At 65.3% G+C, this 15,727-nt stretch carries 16 protein-coding genes; 10 read left to right on the plus strand and 6 right to left on the minus strand.

All coding sequences use genetic code 11. The features are described 5' to 3' along the window. Positions 1-16 precede the first annotated feature (16 nt). The 3 genes from Q0D45_RS04380 to Q0D45_RS04390 are packed head-to-tail and all read right to left on the minus strand — an operon-like array spanning position 17 to position 3,932. Positions 17-259 carry an oxidative damage protection protein gene (locus Q0D45_RS04380; RefSeq protein ID WP_293389119.1) on the minus strand — a complete coding sequence of 81 codons (243 nt, stop codon included), beginning with the start codon at positions 257-259 and terminating at the stop codon, positions 17-19. After that, positions 145-1,386, minus strand: coding sequence for an A/G-specific adenine glycosylase (mutY, locus tag Q0D45_RS04385; protein WP_293389081.1), 1,242 nt, complete (start codon positions 1,384-1,386; stop codon positions 145-147). The genes Q0D45_RS04380 and mutY overlap by 115 nt, the downstream gene beginning before the upstream one ends. Next, positions 1,383-3,932, minus strand: coding sequence for an AsmA family protein (locus tag Q0D45_RS04390; RefSeq protein ID WP_293389084.1), 2,550 nt, complete (start codon positions 3,930-3,932; stop codon positions 1,383-1,385). The genes mutY and Q0D45_RS04390 overlap by 4 nt, the downstream gene beginning before the upstream one ends. Positions 3,933-4,142: 210 nt before the next feature. Here Q0D45_RS04390 and rimO point away from each other — a divergent pair, with 210 nt between their 5' ends. The 6 genes from rimO to Q0D45_RS04420 are packed head-to-tail and all read left to right on the plus strand — an operon-like array spanning position 4,143 to position 9,264. Beyond that, a complete protein-coding gene (gene rimO / locus Q0D45_RS04395; RefSeq protein WP_366946349.1) occupies positions 4,143-5,471 on the plus strand; it encodes a 30S ribosomal protein S12 methylthiotransferase RimO in 1,329 nt (442 codons plus the stop codon). 11 nt (positions 5,472-5,482) lie between these two features. After that, positions 5,483-5,761: a hypothetical protein gene (locus Q0D45_RS04400; protein WP_293389089.1), complete on the plus strand. Its 279-nt coding sequence runs from the start codon at positions 5,483-5,485 to the stop codon at positions 5,759-5,761. A gap of 10 nt (positions 5,762-5,771) precedes the next feature. Then, the gene (locus tag Q0D45_RS04405; RefSeq protein WP_293389092.1) at positions 5,772-6,473 is read left to right on the plus strand and encodes a pseudouridine synthase; all 702 of its coding nucleotides are present in this window, start codon (positions 5,772-5,774) and stop codon (positions 6,471-6,473) included. After that, positions 6,470-7,654 carry an NAD(P)/FAD-dependent oxidoreductase gene (locus Q0D45_RS04410; RefSeq protein WP_293389095.1) on the plus strand — a complete coding sequence of 395 codons (1,185 nt, stop codon included), beginning with the start codon at positions 6,470-6,472 and terminating at the stop codon, positions 7,652-7,654. The genes Q0D45_RS04405 and Q0D45_RS04410 overlap by 4 nt, the downstream gene beginning before the upstream one ends. A 35-nt stretch (positions 7,655-7,689) precedes the next feature. Then, positions 7,690-8,571 carry an acyl-CoA thioesterase II gene (gene tesB, locus Q0D45_RS04415; protein WP_293389098.1) on the plus strand — a complete coding sequence of 294 codons (882 nt, stop codon included), beginning with the start codon at positions 7,690-7,692 and terminating at the stop codon, positions 8,569-8,571. A gap of 39 nt (positions 8,572-8,610) precedes the next feature. Then, on the plus strand, positions 8,611-9,264 hold the full coding sequence (locus Q0D45_RS04420) for a TetR/AcrR family transcriptional regulator (protein ID WP_293389101.1): 654 nt from the start codon (positions 8,611-8,613) through the stop codon (positions 9,262-9,264). 18 nt (positions 9,265-9,282) lie between these two features. On the opposite strand, the gene Q0D45_RS04425 is transcribed toward Q0D45_RS04420, so the two are convergent. Continuing rightward, entirely contained in the window at positions 9,283-10,275 is a 993-nt protein-coding gene (locus tag Q0D45_RS04425) for a nitronate monooxygenase family protein (protein ID WP_293389104.1), read from the minus strand. Positions 10,276-10,420: 145 nt separating this feature from the next. Here Q0D45_RS04425 and Q0D45_RS04430 point away from each other — a divergent pair, with 145 nt between their 5' ends. The 3 genes from Q0D45_RS04430 (at position 10,421) to Q0D45_RS04440 (ending at position 12,766) form a co-directional block, all read left to right on the plus strand. After that, entirely contained in the window at positions 10,421-10,723 is a 303-nt protein-coding gene (locus Q0D45_RS04430) for a hypothetical protein (RefSeq protein WP_293389107.1), read from the plus strand. After that, positions 10,720-11,676, plus strand: a complete 957-nt coding sequence (locus Q0D45_RS04435; protein WP_293389109.1) for an alpha/beta fold hydrolase — start codon at positions 10,720-10,722, stop codon at positions 11,674-11,676. Before Q0D45_RS04430 ends, Q0D45_RS04435 begins: the two co-directional genes overlap by 4 nt. A 124-nt stretch (positions 11,677-11,800) precedes the next feature. Continuing rightward, positions 11,801-12,766 (plus strand): alpha/beta hydrolase, encoded by a 966-nt coding sequence (locus tag Q0D45_RS04440; protein WP_293389111.1) that lies wholly within the window; start codon positions 11,801-11,803, stop codon positions 12,764-12,766. Between the two features lie 9 nt (positions 12,767-12,775). Here the strand turns inward: Q0D45_RS04440 and Q0D45_RS04445 are convergent, their stop codons facing one another. Continuing rightward, entirely contained in the window at positions 12,776-13,462 is a 687-nt protein-coding gene (locus tag Q0D45_RS04445; protein WP_293389113.1) for a hypothetical protein, read from the minus strand. Between the two features lie 148 nt (positions 13,463-13,610). Next, positions 13,611-14,834 carry an FAD-binding domain-containing protein gene (locus tag Q0D45_RS04450; protein WP_293389115.1) on the minus strand — a complete coding sequence of 408 codons (1,224 nt, stop codon included), beginning with the start codon at positions 14,832-14,834 and terminating at the stop codon, positions 13,611-13,613. Positions 14,835-14,951: 117 nt separating this feature from the next. On the opposite strand from Q0D45_RS04450, the gene Q0D45_RS04455 reads away from it, so the two are divergent. After that, on the plus strand, positions 14,952-15,727 hold a 776-nt coding region (locus tag Q0D45_RS04455; protein ID WP_293389117.1), incomplete at its 3' end, for an ABC transporter transmembrane domain-containing protein.

Below are 15,727 nucleotides of genomic sequence, written 5' to 3' on the forward strand. Positions count from 1 at the left end.
TGGCCCGCAGCGGCGCTCAGGCCTTTTTCGGCGGGATGTAGCTGGTCTTGGTCAGCTCGCCGCCGCCGAAGAAGAATTTCTCCAGTTCGGTCATCAGCAACTTGCGTGATTCGGATTCCGCCAGCGACAGGCGCATCTCGTTGATCAGCCGGGTCTGGTGCGCGATCCATTCGGCCCAGGCTTGTTTCGAGACTTGCTCGTAGATGCGCTGGCCGAGGTCGCCGGGGACTGGCGGACGCGGGAGGCCTTCGGCTTCGATGCCGAGCTTGATGCAGTGGACGGTTCGGGACACGGTTCTATCGGGGGCCTTGCAGTTGGGTAGCGGCGAGTCAGAAAGCTCAGCACCGGCGCCGGCAGGCCGGGCAGCGCGTCGCGGTGCATGGTAAGCCAGCGCTGCTCCGGTCGCTCATGCAGAGCGGTGGGCGGCGCGTCGATCAGCGCGCAGAGCAGCGGTGTCAGCTCCAGCTCGAAATGGGTGAAGGCATGGCGGAAGGCGGGCAGGGTTTCCAGCGGTTCGACGCTGATGCCGAAGCGTTCGCGCAGCAGCCAGTCGACGGACTCGCCCTCGCCGGCCACCGGCAGCGACCATAGGCCGCCCCAGATGCCGGTCGGCGGACGGCGTTCGATCAGCACCGCGCCCTGCTCGTTCTCGACCAGCAACAAGGTCGCGCGGCGCAGCGGCCGCGCTTTCGCCGGCTTCGATGACGGGAAATCTTCGGTGCGATCAGCAAGCCGAGCCGCACAGTCCGCCGCGACCGGGCAGCGCGTGCAGGCCGGCGCCCGCGCAGTACAAAGCGTGGCGCCGAGATCCATGATCGCCTGCGTGTAGTCGGCCAGGCGCGTCTGCGGCAGGAAGCGTTCGGAGACCAGCCAGAGCCTGGCGGCGACTTTCGGCTCGCCGGGCCAGCCGGGGATCGCCGCGTGGCGCGCCAGCACGCGCTTGACGTTGCCATCGAGAATCGCGTGCCGCGAGCCATAGGCCTGGGCCAGGATCGCAGCAGCGGTGGAGCGGCCGACGCCGGGCAGCGCCTGCGCCGCTTCGAGATCGTCCGGCAAATCGCCGCAATGCAGCGAGGCCACCTGCTTCGCCGCCGCGTGCAGGTTGCGGGCGCGGGCGTAATAGCCAAGGCCGGCCCATAGCGCCAGCACCTCGTCGATATCGGCAGCGGCCAGCGCCTTGAAATCCGGGAAGCGGGCGATGAAGCGCTCGAAGTACGGGATGACCGTCGCGACCTGGGTCTGCTGCAGCATCACTTCCGACAGCCAGACGCGATACGCCGTGCGCGGCGATTGCCATGGCAGGCCATGGCGGCCGTGGCTGTCGAACCAGGTGAGCAGGCGGCTGGCGAAGTCTTCGCCAGCCGCCACTGATGTCGCTGCGCTCAAGGCGCTGGAGCGGGCGCCGGCGCGGGGGCTGGGGCTGGAGCCGGTGCGGGAGCCGGTTCAGCCGGCGGCTTCTTCTTGCCGAACAGGGAGTTCAGGCCGTCCTGCAGCTTGCCCTTCAGCGCCGGATTGCCGTCGAGCTGGTTGCCGAGCTTCTTCTCGATCTGGGTATCGATCTTCTCGCGCAGCTTGTCGCCCTTCTCGCCAACCAGTTTCTCGCGCAGGCCTTCGGTGGCCTTCTGCTGCAGCGCTGCGCGGATGTCCAGCGCGTACTTCGGATTATCGAAGGTGCCGGTGACGCGGATCGGAATGATGATCCCGGCGAGATCCGGCATCTCCTTGCCGCCCTGGCCGCTCGCAGTGTTGACGATGGTCGGCTTGGCCGTGTAGTCGATGGTTTCGCGGGCGATGTCGACCTTGCCGGCGCCATCGACTCTGAACAGCGGGCTCTTGGCGTTCAGCGCGTCAGACTGCAACACGCCGTTGGTGATCTTTGCCGCTGCGCTCAGCTCGGTGAAGTCGGTCTGCACCGGCGCGCTTTCATTGAACTGCTGGCCTTTCAGCAGCGCATCACCCTTGCGCAGGATCTGGCCGAGGTTGAAGCCCTTGACCGCACCATTCAGGAAGCTGAACGACAGATCGCCGTTCAATGCCTGCTTGACCGCGCCGACGGTCTTGCCGCTGGCGGTCACGTCCATCGCGAAGTTGCCTTCGCCGGTCATCGATTCCTTGCCGGTGAAATCCTTCAACAGCGGGCCGGCGGAAATCGAGGTCAGCTTCAGCGATTCGACGTAACGCGGGGTGGCGCCCGGCGTGATCTTGGTGGTCGACGCGATGCTGCCGCCGTAGAGCTGGGCACCCAGACCGATTTCCTTCGGCTGGCCCTTGGTCGCATTGAGACGGAACTGCACGTTGGCCATGCTGAGGTTCGATACCTTCAGCTTGCCGATGTCGATGGTGCCATTGGCGGTGAAGCCGTCCAGCGCCTCGACGGGCAATTCGACGGCATTGGCGGCCACCTTCTCTTCCGGCGTGCGCGGCGCTTCCTTGACCGGCACTGCCGGCGTCGGCAGATAACGATCGGCGTCGATCGCATCGAGCTTCAGCGCGAACTCCGCTGCTTTCGAGTCGAAGCTGGTCACCGCACCAGAGCCGGTGAAAGTGCTCTGGTCGAGCTTCATGTTCAGATCGCTGATCCGCGCCGCCTTGGTGGTGGCGTCGAACTTCAGCCTCAAGCTCAGCGCCTTCAGCGTTTCCGGATCGGCGGTCTCGACCTTGATGTCGAGCAGCTTCATCAGTTCGCGCGGATTGAAGGTCTTGACCGACAGCGGGCCGACGAAACGCGGTGCATCGGTGTTCAGGCCGATGGCATCGAGGGCGATGGTCGCATCGAGGCCAGCCGCCTTGAGATCGCCACTGGCCAGCTTCAGCGTGCCCTTTTCGCCGTCATAGATCGCATCGCCGGCGAAGCTCGCCGTCTGCTTGCCACCGGGCACCGCTGCGCCATCGGCATCGACCTTCACGGTCAGGCCTTGGGCGCGCACCAGCGGCTTGTCGTACTCGGCCGAGACCTGCACGGCGAGATCGGCATTGGCGTTGAGATCCTTCAGCGCGGCTTTCAGCTTGACGGTCAGCTTGTCGGTCAACGCGGTCTTCTTGCCGAGATCGGCGGAGACATTGCCAGCGAGATCGACATCGGCCGTGCCGTCCTTGGTCGTTGCCTTGAGCTTGAGGCTGAGCTTGTCGGCCTTGGCGGTCTGCTTGTTCATGTCGGCGGACAGATTGCCGCTGAGGTCGATATCGGCCTTCTGGTCCGGCATCGTCGCCAGCACCTTCAGGGCCAGCTTGTCGGCGCTGTAGGTCTTCGCCTTCAGGTCGTATTCCACGCGCGTCGACAGCTTGATGTCGGCCTTCGCGGCCGGCTGCTTCACCGTGGTGGAGAACGCCAGCTTGATGTCGAAGGGATCGCCCGGGCTGATCGAACCAGTTTCCAGCTCCAGGCCGGACACCGCGTAGGCCTGGCCGCTCTGCTTGTCGTCATAGCTGATATCGGCACCCTTGATGGCGATGCCGCTGATGTCGATCGACTTGATGCCAGCGCCGCCTCCGGACTTCTCTTCTTCGGGCTTGGCGGCGTTCTCGTCGGTCTTGCTCAGGTCATCCCAGTTGCTCTTGCCGGTGGCGTCCTTGGCCAGGTTCAGCTTCATGCCGGTGAGGCTGATCTTGCCGATGCGAATCTCGCGGCTCAGCACCAGCGGCAGCAGGCGCACGCCGACATCGGCCTCGGCCACCACCAGCATCGGCGCGTCACCGAAACCGGCGGCATTGCTCAAGGAAACGTTCTTCACGTTGGCACCGAGCACCGGATAGAAGCCGAGCTTGATGTCGCCAAGCGCAAGGTCACGGCCGGTCGACTTCTTGGCGGCGGCGGTGATCTGGCTGCGGAAATCGTTCGGATCGAAGAACAGTGCGAAGGCCCCGACCGCGAGCACCACGAGCAGCAGCACGACGCCGATGACAGCAAACACGATCTTCAACAGCTTGCCCATGGGGAACTCCGATATGGGGATGACGACATTGCCGTCCGATTCGACCCTAGTCTAGCGAGGGCGGCCGGGCCTGAGGTGTTGTCGGCTTAGGACCGTCATGCCGGGCCGGGGTTCGGCGCCACGAACAGGTAAAATGCCCGCTTCCTGCTTTATCCCGGTGCATTCATGCCCGTTGCCGCTGCCCGTCCCCGTCGCAAATCCGCCGCCGTGATGCCGAAACTGGCCCCCAAGGTCGGCTTCGTGTCGCTGGGCTGCCCGAAGGCGCTGGTCGATTCCGAACGAATCCTGACCCAGTTGCGCGCCGAAGGTTATGAAACAGTCGGCAACTACGATGCGGCCGATGTGGTGATCGTCAATACCTGCGGCTTCATCGATTCGGCGGTCGAGGAATCGCTGGACGCGATCGGCGATGCGATGGCCGAGAACGGCAAGGTCATCGTCACCGGCTGCCTCGGTGCGCGCCGCGAACTGATCGAAGCCAAGTTCCCGGACCTGCTGTCGATCACCGGCCCGCAGGACTACAAGGGCGTGATGAACGCCGTGCATCTGGCGGTACCGCCGCAGCACGACCCGTTCATGGATCTGCTGCCGCCGCAGGGCATCAAGCTGACGCCTCGCCACTACGCCTACGTCAAGATCGCCGAGGGCTGCAATCACAAGTGCAGCTTCTGCATCATCCCGTCGATGCGCGGCAAGCTGCGCTCGCGGCCGGTCGACGAAGTGCTGATCGAAGCGCAGAAGCTGGCCCGCTCCGGCGTCCAGGAACTGCTGGTGATCTCGCAGGACACCAGCGCCTACGGCCTCGATCTCAAGTACGCCAAGCGCACCTTCCGCGAGCGCGAATACGAGACGCGGATGCTCGATCTCTGCCGCGGCCTCGCCAATCTCGACGCGCCACACAAGCCCTGGGTGCGCCTGCACTACGTCTATCCGTATCCGCACGTCGATGCCGTCATCGAACTGATGGCCGAAGGTCTGGTGCTGCCTTATCTCGACGTGCCGTTCCAGCATGCGGCCACCAGCGTGCTGAAGCGCATGAAGCGCCCGGCGGCGGCCGAAAACACCTTGCGCCGGCTCGAAGCCTGGCGCGCGATTGCGCCGGACATCACCGTGCGTTCCACCTTCATCGTCGGCTTCCCCGGCGAGACCGAGGCCGAGTTCGAAACGCTGCTCGACTGGCTCGATGAAGCACAGCTGGATCGCGTTGGCGCGTTCACTTATTCGCCGGTCGATGGCGCCACCGCCAACGCGCTGCCGGGTGCCGTGCCGCAGGAAGTGATGGACGAGCGTCTCGAACGCTTCATGACCCGTCAGGCCGGCATCAGCGCCGCCAAGCTGCAGAAGAAAATCGGCAGGACCATCGAAGTGCTGATCGACGAAGTCGGCCCCGATGGCGTCATCGCCCGCAGCCAGGCGGACGCGCCGGAAGTCGACGGCCGGGTGATCCTGAACACCATGCCGAAGCTGCGGCCAGGCCAGCGGATCATGGCCAAGGTCACTTCTGCCGACACCCACGATCTGTACGCCACCATCGTCTAGCACCCGGCGCCATGGATCGCTGGCTGAAGCCGCTGACGTCCTGGGGCCTGCTGCTGGTCAGCCTGGTGGCGTTCGGCTTCGTCAGCGCGATCTACTTCGTGTTCTGCTGGCTGGTCTCCGGCCTGATCGATCGCACGATCACCCGCAAGGAGCGCGAGGAAAGCTATCAGCGCGCCGGCCTGCCCGAAGAAGAGATCGACCAGCTGATGCTGCCGCGCGACCGCACTGCCCGCCTGCTGCGGGCGGCGTTCTCGTTCGGGGCGGCGGCTGCCATGCATTACATCGGCTGAGCTTCTGATCGTGCGTCTGAATAAATTCATCGCCGAAACCGGCATCAGCTCGCGCCGCGAAGCCGATGGCTGGATCGAAGCCGGCCGCGTCTCGGTCAATGGCGTGGTCGCAAGCCTCGGCACTCAGGTCAACGATGGCGACACCGTGGCAGTCGATGGCAAACCGATCGGCGCAGCGTCCAGCCACGTCTACATCGCGATGAACAAGCCGGTCGGCATCACCTGCACCACCGAGCGCCACGTCGCCGGCAACATCGTCGATTTCATCAAGCACCGCGAACGCATCTTCCCGATCGGCCGGCTCGACAAGGATTCCGATGGCCTGATCCTGCTGACCAACAACGGCGACATCGTCAACGAAATCCTGCGCTCGGAGAACAATCACGAGAAGGAATACCGGGTGACGGTGAACCGCGCGGTGACGCCGTCGTTCATCACTGCGATGAGCCGCGGCGTGTTCCTCACCGAACTCGAAGAGCGCACCAAGCCCTGCAAGCTCGAAGCGCTCGGCGAGTTCAGCTTCAAGATCACGCTGACCCAAGGCCTGAACCGGCAGATCCGCCGCATGTGCGCCGCCTTCGACTACAAGGTGGTGCGCCTGCAACGAGTGCGGATCATCAACGTGCGGCTCGGCAATCTGAAAGTCGGCGCCTGGCGCGACCTGACGCCGGAAGAACTGCGCGGCCTGCTGCCCGAGCGCAAGGTCTGGTGACCATCACCACCGACGACGTGCTGGTGCTCGGCGCCGGCGCCGCCGGCCTGTTCTGCGCGTTCACGGCCGGCCAGCGTGGCAAGCGCGTTCGCGTCATCGAGCACGCCAACAAGGTCGGCAAGAAGATCCTGATGTCCGGCGGTGGGCGCTGCAATTTCACCAACACCGGCACCACGGCGGCGAACTACCTGTCGGCCAATCCGCACTTCTGCAAATCGGCCCTCGCCCGTTACAAGCCTTGGGATTTCATCGCGCTGGTCGACAAGCACGGCATCCAGTACCACGAGAAGGAACTCGGCCAGCTGTTCTGCGACGAGTCCTCGAAGCTGATCCTGCGCATGCTGCTCGATGAGTGCCGCGACGCGAATGTGGTGATCGAGACCGAATGCACGATCAACGCCGTGCAGCAGCGCAATGGCGTCTTTGAGGTCATCACCACGCGCGGCGTCTACTCGGCCGCTTCGATCGTCGTCGCCACCGGCGGCCTGTCGATCACGGCTATGGGTGCCACCGGCTTCGGCTATCAGCTCGCCAAGCAGTTCGGCAACAAGGTGCAGCCGACGCGCGGCGGCCTGGTACCGCTGACCTTGTCCGGTAAGCCGCTCGAGGACTACGCCGATCTGTCCGGCGTTGCCTTGCCGGTCGAAGTCTCGGCCGAGGACGCGAGCTTTCGCGGCGCGCTGCTGCTGACCCATCGTGGCCTGAGCGGCCCGGCGATCCTGCAGATTTCCTCGTACTGGCAGCCAGGACAGCCGCTGTCGCTGAACCTGCTGCCGAACGATGACGCCGAAACCTGGCTCACCGAACAACAAGCCGAACGGCCGGTCAGCGAGCTGAAGACAGTGCTGTCTGAAGCACTGCCGAAGCGCTTCGCGCAGCGACTCTGCGAGCGCTGGATCGCCAACAAGCCGATGCGCCAGTACCGCCCGGCCGAGCTGAAAGCGATCGCCGCGCAGCTCAGCGAATGGCCGATCACCGCCAGCGGCACCGAAGGCTATCGCACTGCCGAAGTGACACTCGGTGGCGTCGACACCAACGGCCTGTCATCGAGCACGATGATGTCCAAGCACCAGCCCGGCCTGTACTTCATCGGCGAAGTGGTCGACGTCACCGGCTGGCTCGGCGGCTACAACTTCCAGTGGGCCTGGGCGTCCGGACACGCGGCCGGACACTCGGTCTGAGCTACCCTTTCGTATCTAAGACAAGTGGAACACCGATGAACCCCTGCCTCGCCGATCTGGTCAGCCTGCTCGATCTGGAACCCCTGGAAGTCAACCTGTTCCGGGGCCAGTCCCGCCATCTCGGCGGCCGCAGCGTCTACGGCGGCCAGGTGGTCAGCCAGGCGTTGGTCGCGGCAACGCGCACCGTAGAAGGCCAGTTGCCGCATTCGCTGCACGCCTACTTCCTGCGCCCGGGCGACATGGACGCGGCGATCGTCTATGAAGTCGATCGGGTCCGTGATGGCCGCAGCTTCACCACGCGGCGCGTGCAGGCGATCCAGCACGGCCAGCCGATCCTGACCATGATCGCGTCGTTCCAGCGCGCCGAGGAAGGCTTCGAGCATCAGGTCGAGATGCCGGACGTGCCAACGCCGGAATCGCTGGCCAACCAGCACGAACTGCGCAAGCAGTGGCTGGACGCCGAACTGGCGCGCAACCCGGATTTCCCCGAGCGCCTGCGCATCGCCTTCACCAAGGAGCAGGCCTTCGAGTTCGCCTGGGTGACGCCGATGGACCCGTTCCAGCCGGAGAAACGCGCGCCGCAGCAGGGCATCTGGTTCCGCGCCGCCGGCAAGCTGCCGGACGATCCGATGCTGCATCGCTGCGTGCTGGCCTACGCCTCGGATTTCAACCTGGCCTCGACCGCCCTGCTGCCGCACGGCCGCAGCTGGTTCTCCAGCGACATGATCGTCGCCTCGATCGACCACGCGCTGTGGTTCCATCGCGACGTGCGCGCCGACGACTGGCTGCTGTACGCCATGGATTCGCCCAGCGCGCAATCGGTACGTGGCATGTCGCGCGGGCTGATCTATGACCGCACGGGACGGCTGGTGGCGAGTGCCACGCAGGAATGTTTGATGCGGCAGATCACGCGCTGATTGCGGCCGGCGTTCAGCTGATCGGACTCGTCCCTGCCCATGGCCCGCCCCCGCCTATCCGCCGAAGCTGCCGACGGCATCCGCGCCGACATCTGCGCGGCCGCCGCGGCGCTCTATGAACGTGATGGCTACGATGCCGTGACCCTGCGGGCGATCGCGGCGGCGATGGGCCGCAGTCAGGCCTTGCCGTATCGCTATTTCAAGAACAAGGAGCACATCTTCGCGGCACTGCGCGCGGTGTGGTTCGACCGTCTGACCGCGCTGCTGGAAGCCGCGATCGAGGGTCTGGAATCGCCGCTGCTGAAGCTCCACACGATTGCGCGAACCGTCATCGCCTTCGCGCAGTCGCAGCCTTCCGAATATCGGCTGATGTTCTCGCTGCGCCAGCCCGATCCGACCGATTTCCCGGAGCTGCACGCGGCGCGGCTGCGGGCGATGGCCACGGTGCAGACCGCGTATCAGGAAGCCGTCGATGCCAGACTGATTCCCGGCGATGGGGCGACCGGCGCACATGTCACCTGGGCGTCGCTACACGGTTTGCTGAGCCTGCATCTGGCTGGCCAGCTGACCATTGGCCGCAGCCTGGAAGAGCTGATCCAGCCGATGCTCGATACCTTGTTCGGGCCGAGGTTGATGGCGGTCGTCGAAGCATCGGCGCGCTCGGAACGGCGCAGGAAGCAGGCGGCCGACTAGCAGCCTGCTTCGCGGTAATCAGTCCGTGTAGGCTGCAGTCGCCGCCAGCATCCGCGCCTTCGCCGCGCGGTACTCGGCTTCGAGCTGGTTGACCACTTCGGCAGTCGGCTTGATCGCATCGATCAGACCGACGCCCTGGCCAGCGCCCCAGATGTCCTTCCAGGCTTTGGCGGTGCTGCTGTCGGCTTCGGCACCCCCACTACCAAGATTCATCTTGCTGGCGTCGGCGTGCGGAAGATTGTCCGGGTCCATGCCGGCGAGGACGATACTCTTCTTCAGGTAGTTGCCGTGCACGCCCGAGAAATACGGCGTGTAGACGATGTCGCCAGCGCCGGATTCGACGATCGCCTGACGATAGCCCTCGCTGACATTCGCTTCCGGCGTGGCCAGCCAGCGGGTACCGATGTAGGCGATGTCGGCACCCATCGCCTGCGCGCTGAGAATGGCATCGCCGCTGGCGATCGAGCCGGACAGGATGATCGGGCCTTGGTAGAACTTGCGAATCTCGCCGACCAGCGCGAACGGCGACAAGGTGCCGGCATGACCACCGGCACCGGCGCAGACCAGGATCAGGCCATCGACACCCGCTTCCAGCGCTTTCTGCGCGTGGCGCACGCTGATCACGTCGTGGAACACCAGGCCGCCGTAGCTGTGCACGGCCGGCACGATGGCGTCCGGCGCGCGCAAGGAGGTGATGATGATCGGCACCTTGTGCTCGACGCAGGTCGCCATGTCGGCTTCGAGGCGATCGTTGGACTTGTGGACGATCTGGTTGACCGCGAACGGCGCTGCCTTCTTGCCCGGATTGGCCGCTTCAAACGCCGCCAGCGCGGTTTCGATCTCGACCAGCCACTCGCCGAGCCGCGACTGCGGACGCGCGTTCAGCGCCGGGAACGAGCCGACGACGCCGGCCTTGCACTGCTCGATGACCAGACGCGGGTTCGAGGCGATGAACATCGGCGAACAGATCACCGGCAGACGCAGGTTTTGCAGCACAGCAGGCAGGGCCAAGGGGAATCTCCGTAAGAAAGAGGTTGATCGCTCAGGCGCGATTCTGCGGGCAGCGATCCCGCGCCGGAAAGGGGAATCTTGATTGCCAGTGGACAAGCCGCGAGTATTTGTGCACGATCGTTCACAAATTGACCGGATCGTACCCATGTCACCGACTACCGACGAATCATCGCGCCAACTGCAGGGCGCCATCGCCTTACTTAAGGCTGGCATCGACCGCGGCAGCGCCCGCATCGAGGAAACCCATCTGGCGATCGCCGACAAACCGTTCCGCGTACTCGCTTGTGTGCCCGTAGTGGCCGAGATCAGCGGCATCGTCCGGCAGTTCCACGACGGCATCACCCAGGCCGTGCACCTCGGCGTTCGCGGCCTGAGCGCCGTCGGCTGCGATGCGGCGATCCGGGTACTCGACCAGATTCAGGATCAACCGGGACGGGCGCGCTGGTGAATCGCCTGCAAACGGTCGTCAGCGCCACCAATGGCGTGTTCGGCGATTTCCTCGCCAGAACTGGCAATGGCCTGGCGACCACGTTCGGCTTCCGTGATCGCCAGGGCTGCCTGCTGTCGCTGAGCCGCGCCGCCCTCGCCGCCGAACATCCGGACGCCAGCGGTGACATCGCGGTGTTCCTGCATGGCCTGTGCTGCGATGAGCACATCTGGTCGGCCTACGCCGATGAGAATGGCGGCGATACCTACGCCTCGAAGCTGCACCGCGAGCACCACTACACGCCGGTGTTCCTGCGCTACAACAGCGGCCGGCACATCTCCGAGAACGGCGAGGATTTCGCCGCCGTCCTCGAAACCCTGCTTGCGAACTGGCCGGTAAAAGTGCGCCGCGTGGCGCTGATCGGCCACAGCATGGGCGGGCTGATCGCCCGCAGTGCAGCGCATCAGGCGCTCGAACGCGGTTTGCTGTGGCCTGAGAAGATCAGCCATCTGGTCTGCCTCGGCAGCCCGCATCACGGCGCACCACTGGAACGCTTCGGCCATCTGGCGACCAGCCTGCTCGGCATGCTCGACATCACCCGGCCGCTGGCGACGGCGATCAACGCCCGCTCGGCCGGCATCAAGGATCTGCGCCACGGCAGTCTGCGCCACGACGACTGGCGCGACCACGATCAAGACCTGATCGGCCACGACACTCGCCTGCCGGTGCTGCGCCTGCCGAAGGCGCGCCTGCACTTCATCGGCGCGATGCTCGGCGACGGCCCGCTGCATCCGCGCACGCGCTGGATCGGCGATGGTCTGGTGCTGCACGATAGCGCCAGCGGCCATCACCTGAACAAAACCCTTAAAGTGCCGTTCATCGAGGGTGATGGCCTGATGCTGCCCAGCCTGCATCATCTGCGGCTGGTCAACCATCCCGATGTCTACCCGCATCTGTTGCGCTGGCTGACGTAGGGCGGCCCATGGCCGCCGGCGCACCTCGACGACTGCGCATACGGCGGGCGTGGCCGCCCTACAGAAGCGGCCTGATCCGCTGAACTCACTACCATCCGGCATCGCCACCGAGAGACCCAAGCCCGTGCTGATCCTGAAAGTCTTCCTGCTGCTGTTCGCGCTGACCATCGCCATCTATGTCGGCCTGTACTTCCTGGCACCGAAGAAGATTGCCGATACCGCGATGAGCCTGGAGCGGATGCGCGCCGGCCTGCAGCGTTCGGAACTGGACATCGACGCCAATGGAAGGAACCTTCATATCGTCTATCTGGAAGGTGGCCCGCTGGGCGCCCCACCGCTGCTGTTGCTGCACGGCATCGGCGCCGACAAGGACAACTGGACCCGCGTCGCCGCCACGCTGAGCAAGCGCTACCGCATCTATGCGATCGACCTGCCCGGCTTCGGCGAAAGCTCGAAACCGGCCGATGCCCGCTACCGGATCAGCGATCAGGTGGAACGGGTGGCGCGGGTCGCCAGCAAGCTCGGTCTGACCCGTTTCCATCTCGGCGGCAACTCGATGGGCGGCTGGATTTCGGCGGCCTACGCGATCGCCCATCCGGAAGCCGTGCAAAGCCTGTGGCTGCTCGATCCGGGCGGTGCTATGTCAGCCGACGATTCGGAGATGATCAAGCTGATTGCTGCCGGCATGCCGCCGCCGCTGTTCGCCCGCAGCGCGCAGGACTTCGGCCGTTTGATGCAGTTCGTGATGCAGAAGCCGCCGTTCATTCCGGCGCCGGTGCGCCAGGTGCTGATCGATCGGCAGATCGCCGACTACGCGCTCAACGAATACATCTTCGGCGAGATTCGCGAGCAGTCCGACGCGCTCGACGCAACACTGGCCGAGATGAATCCGCCGCTGGCCACGCCGACCCTGATCGTCTGGGGCGACAAGGATCGCGTGCTGCATCCCTCCGGTGCCGCGATCCTGCATCGCCTGTTGCCGAACTCGCAGGTGCAGATGATGGCCGGCATCGGTCATCTGCCGATGCTCGAAGCACCGGGCCGGGCGGCGCAGGACTACCTCGCGTTCCGTGCCGGCCTGGCCGACTGAAGACTGACCTCAGTGCAGCGCCGTGCTCGCCATCCGCTCGATGCCGCCACGGTAGTAATCGAAGCGCACCGCCAGCTGCGCGAACACCGGCTTCAAGCCAAAGGTATCGGCCAGTTCGTGCTTCGCCGCTGAAGCGAAGTGCGAGCGGCTCATGTTGCAGTAGTAGTCCAGGCCCAGCGGCCGGTTGAAATAGCGGCGGCGATGCTCGATCCACGGCGCGCACCAGCCGGCCAGGAACAGCGCGTAGTTGCCGATCTGCGACAGCACCAGGAAGCGCCGCTCGTGGCCGGCGTTCTGGGCTTCGTGCATCAGGTCGACGAGGTAGTCGTAGTCCTGCGTCTCGCCAGACTGCACCCGATGCAGGCGCTCGTTGCTCGAGAACAGCGCCAGCAGGTTCGACAGGTAGTGAATGGTCCGGCGCTCGCCGGAATCGCGGCGGCCGGCCAGCGCCCGGCGCAGCATCACGTTGAAGTAGAGCTTCGGCGAGACATCGACCCAGGCTGAGGTTGGATCGAGCATCGCGTCCTGCACGTAGCGGCTTTCGAGCAAGGATTCGAGCGTGCTCGGCTGTTCGATGACCCGGCGCGCGGCTTCCACGGCATCGGTTCCCGGCACCGGGAAATGCTCGAACAGGAACAGCAGATCCTTCTGTTCCAGCGCGGTGGCACCAAACTGCGCAAAGTCGGGCGATTGCATGACGACCTCCGAGAGCGGTTGAGCTACCCGAAGGACTATGCACATCCCATGCCGCAGCGCCGTCAAAAATTCCTGTTAGCACAGTGACTTGGCGGCTGCTAACGAATGCCGCCAGTCCGCTTCGCAATACCGCTGATACCTACCCGGTTCAGGGAATCTGCAGTTCGGCGAGCAGCGGGCGAATCTGTTCGCGCAACTGGAAGAAGCCCTTGTCGGCATGCGGCCAGAACGCCGTGTCCCAGGCCCGATGCAGCTGCACCAGGCTGATACCCCGCGCGCGCAGATCGCGCGCCAGCAGACCGAGCGCGCCGGCCGCCGGGCCAAGCGGCGCATAGGCCGTGACCACTTGCTCGATGCCGTGCTCGGCCAGCCAGCGCTGGCGGTCAGTGGTCAGCACTCGTTGTGCCGGCGGGCCGTAATGCGCGCTGGCGCGGCTCAGACCATCGGCAAGTGCTGCCTCGGCATAAGCGATCACCGAGTCGCTGACCGGCAGCCAGGAGCGCCGTACCGGGGACACATCACCAGCAATTGCGACCACATCGAGACCCTCGACGGCAGGCCAGGACTCGGCGCAGAGATCGTCGTCATGCAGCCACAGCGCCGTGCGCTTGCGCGCGTTCGGCAGCGGCAGTTCGCCGAGCTTCCCCGCCGCCGGAATCTCGTCCGCCGGCAACGGGCTGGCGTCCTCCTTGAGCTGGCCTTTCGGTGACCAGCGATCAGCCGTGTATTGCTGGATGTTCTCGGCGCGTGCCAGGTAATGCTTGCCCTGGGTCTGCAGGCCGGCAACCCAGCGCCAGCTCAAGGTGTTCGAGGCGGGATCGCCGTCGAGCAGATGGCGATAGAAAAAGTCCGCACCCAGCTGCCAGGGCAGGTTCAGGGTGAAAATCCAGATCGACGCGAACCACATGCGCGTGTGGTTGTGCAGGTAGCCGGTCGCGCGCAGCTCCTGCGTCCAGGCATCGAAACAGGCGATGCCGCTGTGGCCGTCGACTGCCGCCTGATAACGCTTGCGGAACGGCCTATCCAGACCGGAACCGTCGCTGATCTTGTCGATCAGGTCTTCGAGCTGGCTCTGATAATCGCGCCAGACTTTCGGCCGCAGTTCCAGCCAGCCTTTCCAGTAAGTGCGCCAGCAGACTTCCTGGATGAACTTCTCGGCGGCTGGGAACGAATGACTGCCGAGCACGGCGCGGGCAATTTCATCCTCGGTGATCAGGCGATGACGCAGCGCCGGCGACAGCAGCGACACGTTGTCGCGCTGGCTGGGGCCAAGATCGCTGTTGCGCTCGTTCGCGTAATGGTTGCCGGCGCTGGGCAGGAACTCGGCAAGCCGCGCGAGCGCGGCACTGCGAGTCGGGATGAAGGCAGTCATCGTGGATGAATGGGCGAGAAGATCGGGCGCCGACGCTGCGTGATCGCCACGGCGGATGCAAGCATCGAAACCGCCAGCCGGCGACAATCGCCGCCGCGCCAGCCTCCAGACCGTTTAATGACCGCAACCGCCGCCTCCGATACCACCCCGCCGCGCCGCAAGCTGTCCGCCCTCGCCGGCCTGCTGCCGTTCCTGGCGCCGTACCGTGGCCGGCTGATCATGGCGACCGCGACGCTGATCCTTAGCTCCGGCGCAATGCTGATGGTGCCGCTGGCGTTTCGTGATCTGATCGACGAAGGCTTCGTCGCCAGCGCCGCTGCCGACAGCCACATCAACGCGCACTTCGCGGCACTCGGCCTGCTCGCCATCTTCTGGGCCTTGGCCACTGCCGGGCGCTTCTACTTCGTCAGCTGGATCGGCGAGCGGGTCACCGCCGATCTGCGCAGCGCGGTCTATCGCCGAATGCTGGCGCAGTCGCCGGAGTTCTTCGAAACCACGCGCACCGGCGAAGTGCTGTCGCGGCTGACTGGCGACACCACCCTGGTGCAGACCGTGGTCGGCTCCTCGGTGTCGATGGGCCTGCGCAGCCTGCTGCAGTTCATCGGCGGCATGGTGATGCTCGGCGTGACCAGCCCGCGCCTGTTCGTGATCACCGTGGTGCTGCTCGCCGTGGTCGTGGTGCCGCTGGTGCTGATCGGCCGCGGCGTGCGCCGGATGTCCCGCGATGCCCAGGATCGCCTCGCCGATACCTCGGCAGTCGCCGGTGAAATCCTCAACGCGATTCCCACCGTGCAGGCCTTCACCCAGGAAGGCCGCGAATCGGCGCGCTACGACGCCAGCGTCGACGACAGCTTCAAGTCGGCGATCCGCCGCGCCCGGTTGCGCGCGCTGAT

This window comes from Nevskia sp. (genome assembly GCF_023266035.1).
Taxonomy (GTDB): domain Bacteria; phylum Pseudomonadota; class Gammaproteobacteria; order Nevskiales; family Nevskiaceae; genus Nevskia.

Bases quoted from the DNA above. Each gene is read 5' to 3' on its own strand.
- Q0D45_RS04390 (WP_293389084.1), bottom strand. From the start codon at position 3,932: ATGGGCAAGCTGTTGAAGATCGTGTTTGCTGTCATCGGCGTCGTGCTG.
- rimO (WP_366946349.1), top strand. From the start codon at position 4,143: ATGCCGAAACTGGCCCCCAAGGTCGGCTTCGTGTCGCTGGGCTGCCCG.
- Q0D45_RS04400 (WP_293389089.1), top strand. From the start codon at position 5,483: ATGGATCGCTGGCTGAAGCCGCTGACGTCCTGGGGCCTGCTGCTGGTC.
- tesB (WP_293389098.1), top strand. From the start codon at position 7,690: ATGAACCCCTGCCTCGCCGATCTGGTCAGCCTGCTCGATCTGGAACCC.
- Q0D45_RS04420 (WP_293389101.1), top strand. From the start codon at position 8,611: ATGGCCCGCCCCCGCCTATCCGCCGAAGCTGCCGACGGCATCCGCGCC.
- Q0D45_RS04430 (WP_293389107.1), top strand. From the start codon at position 10,421: ATGTCACCGACTACCGACGAATCATCGCGCCAACTGCAGGGCGCCATC.
- Q0D45_RS04445 (WP_293389113.1), bottom strand. From the start codon at position 13,462: ATGCAATCGCCCGACTTTGCGCAGTTTGGTGCCACCGCGCTGGAACAG.
- Q0D45_RS04450 (WP_293389115.1), bottom strand. From the start codon at position 14,834: ATGACTGCCTTCATCCCGACTCGCAGTGCCGCGCTCGCGCGGCTTGCC.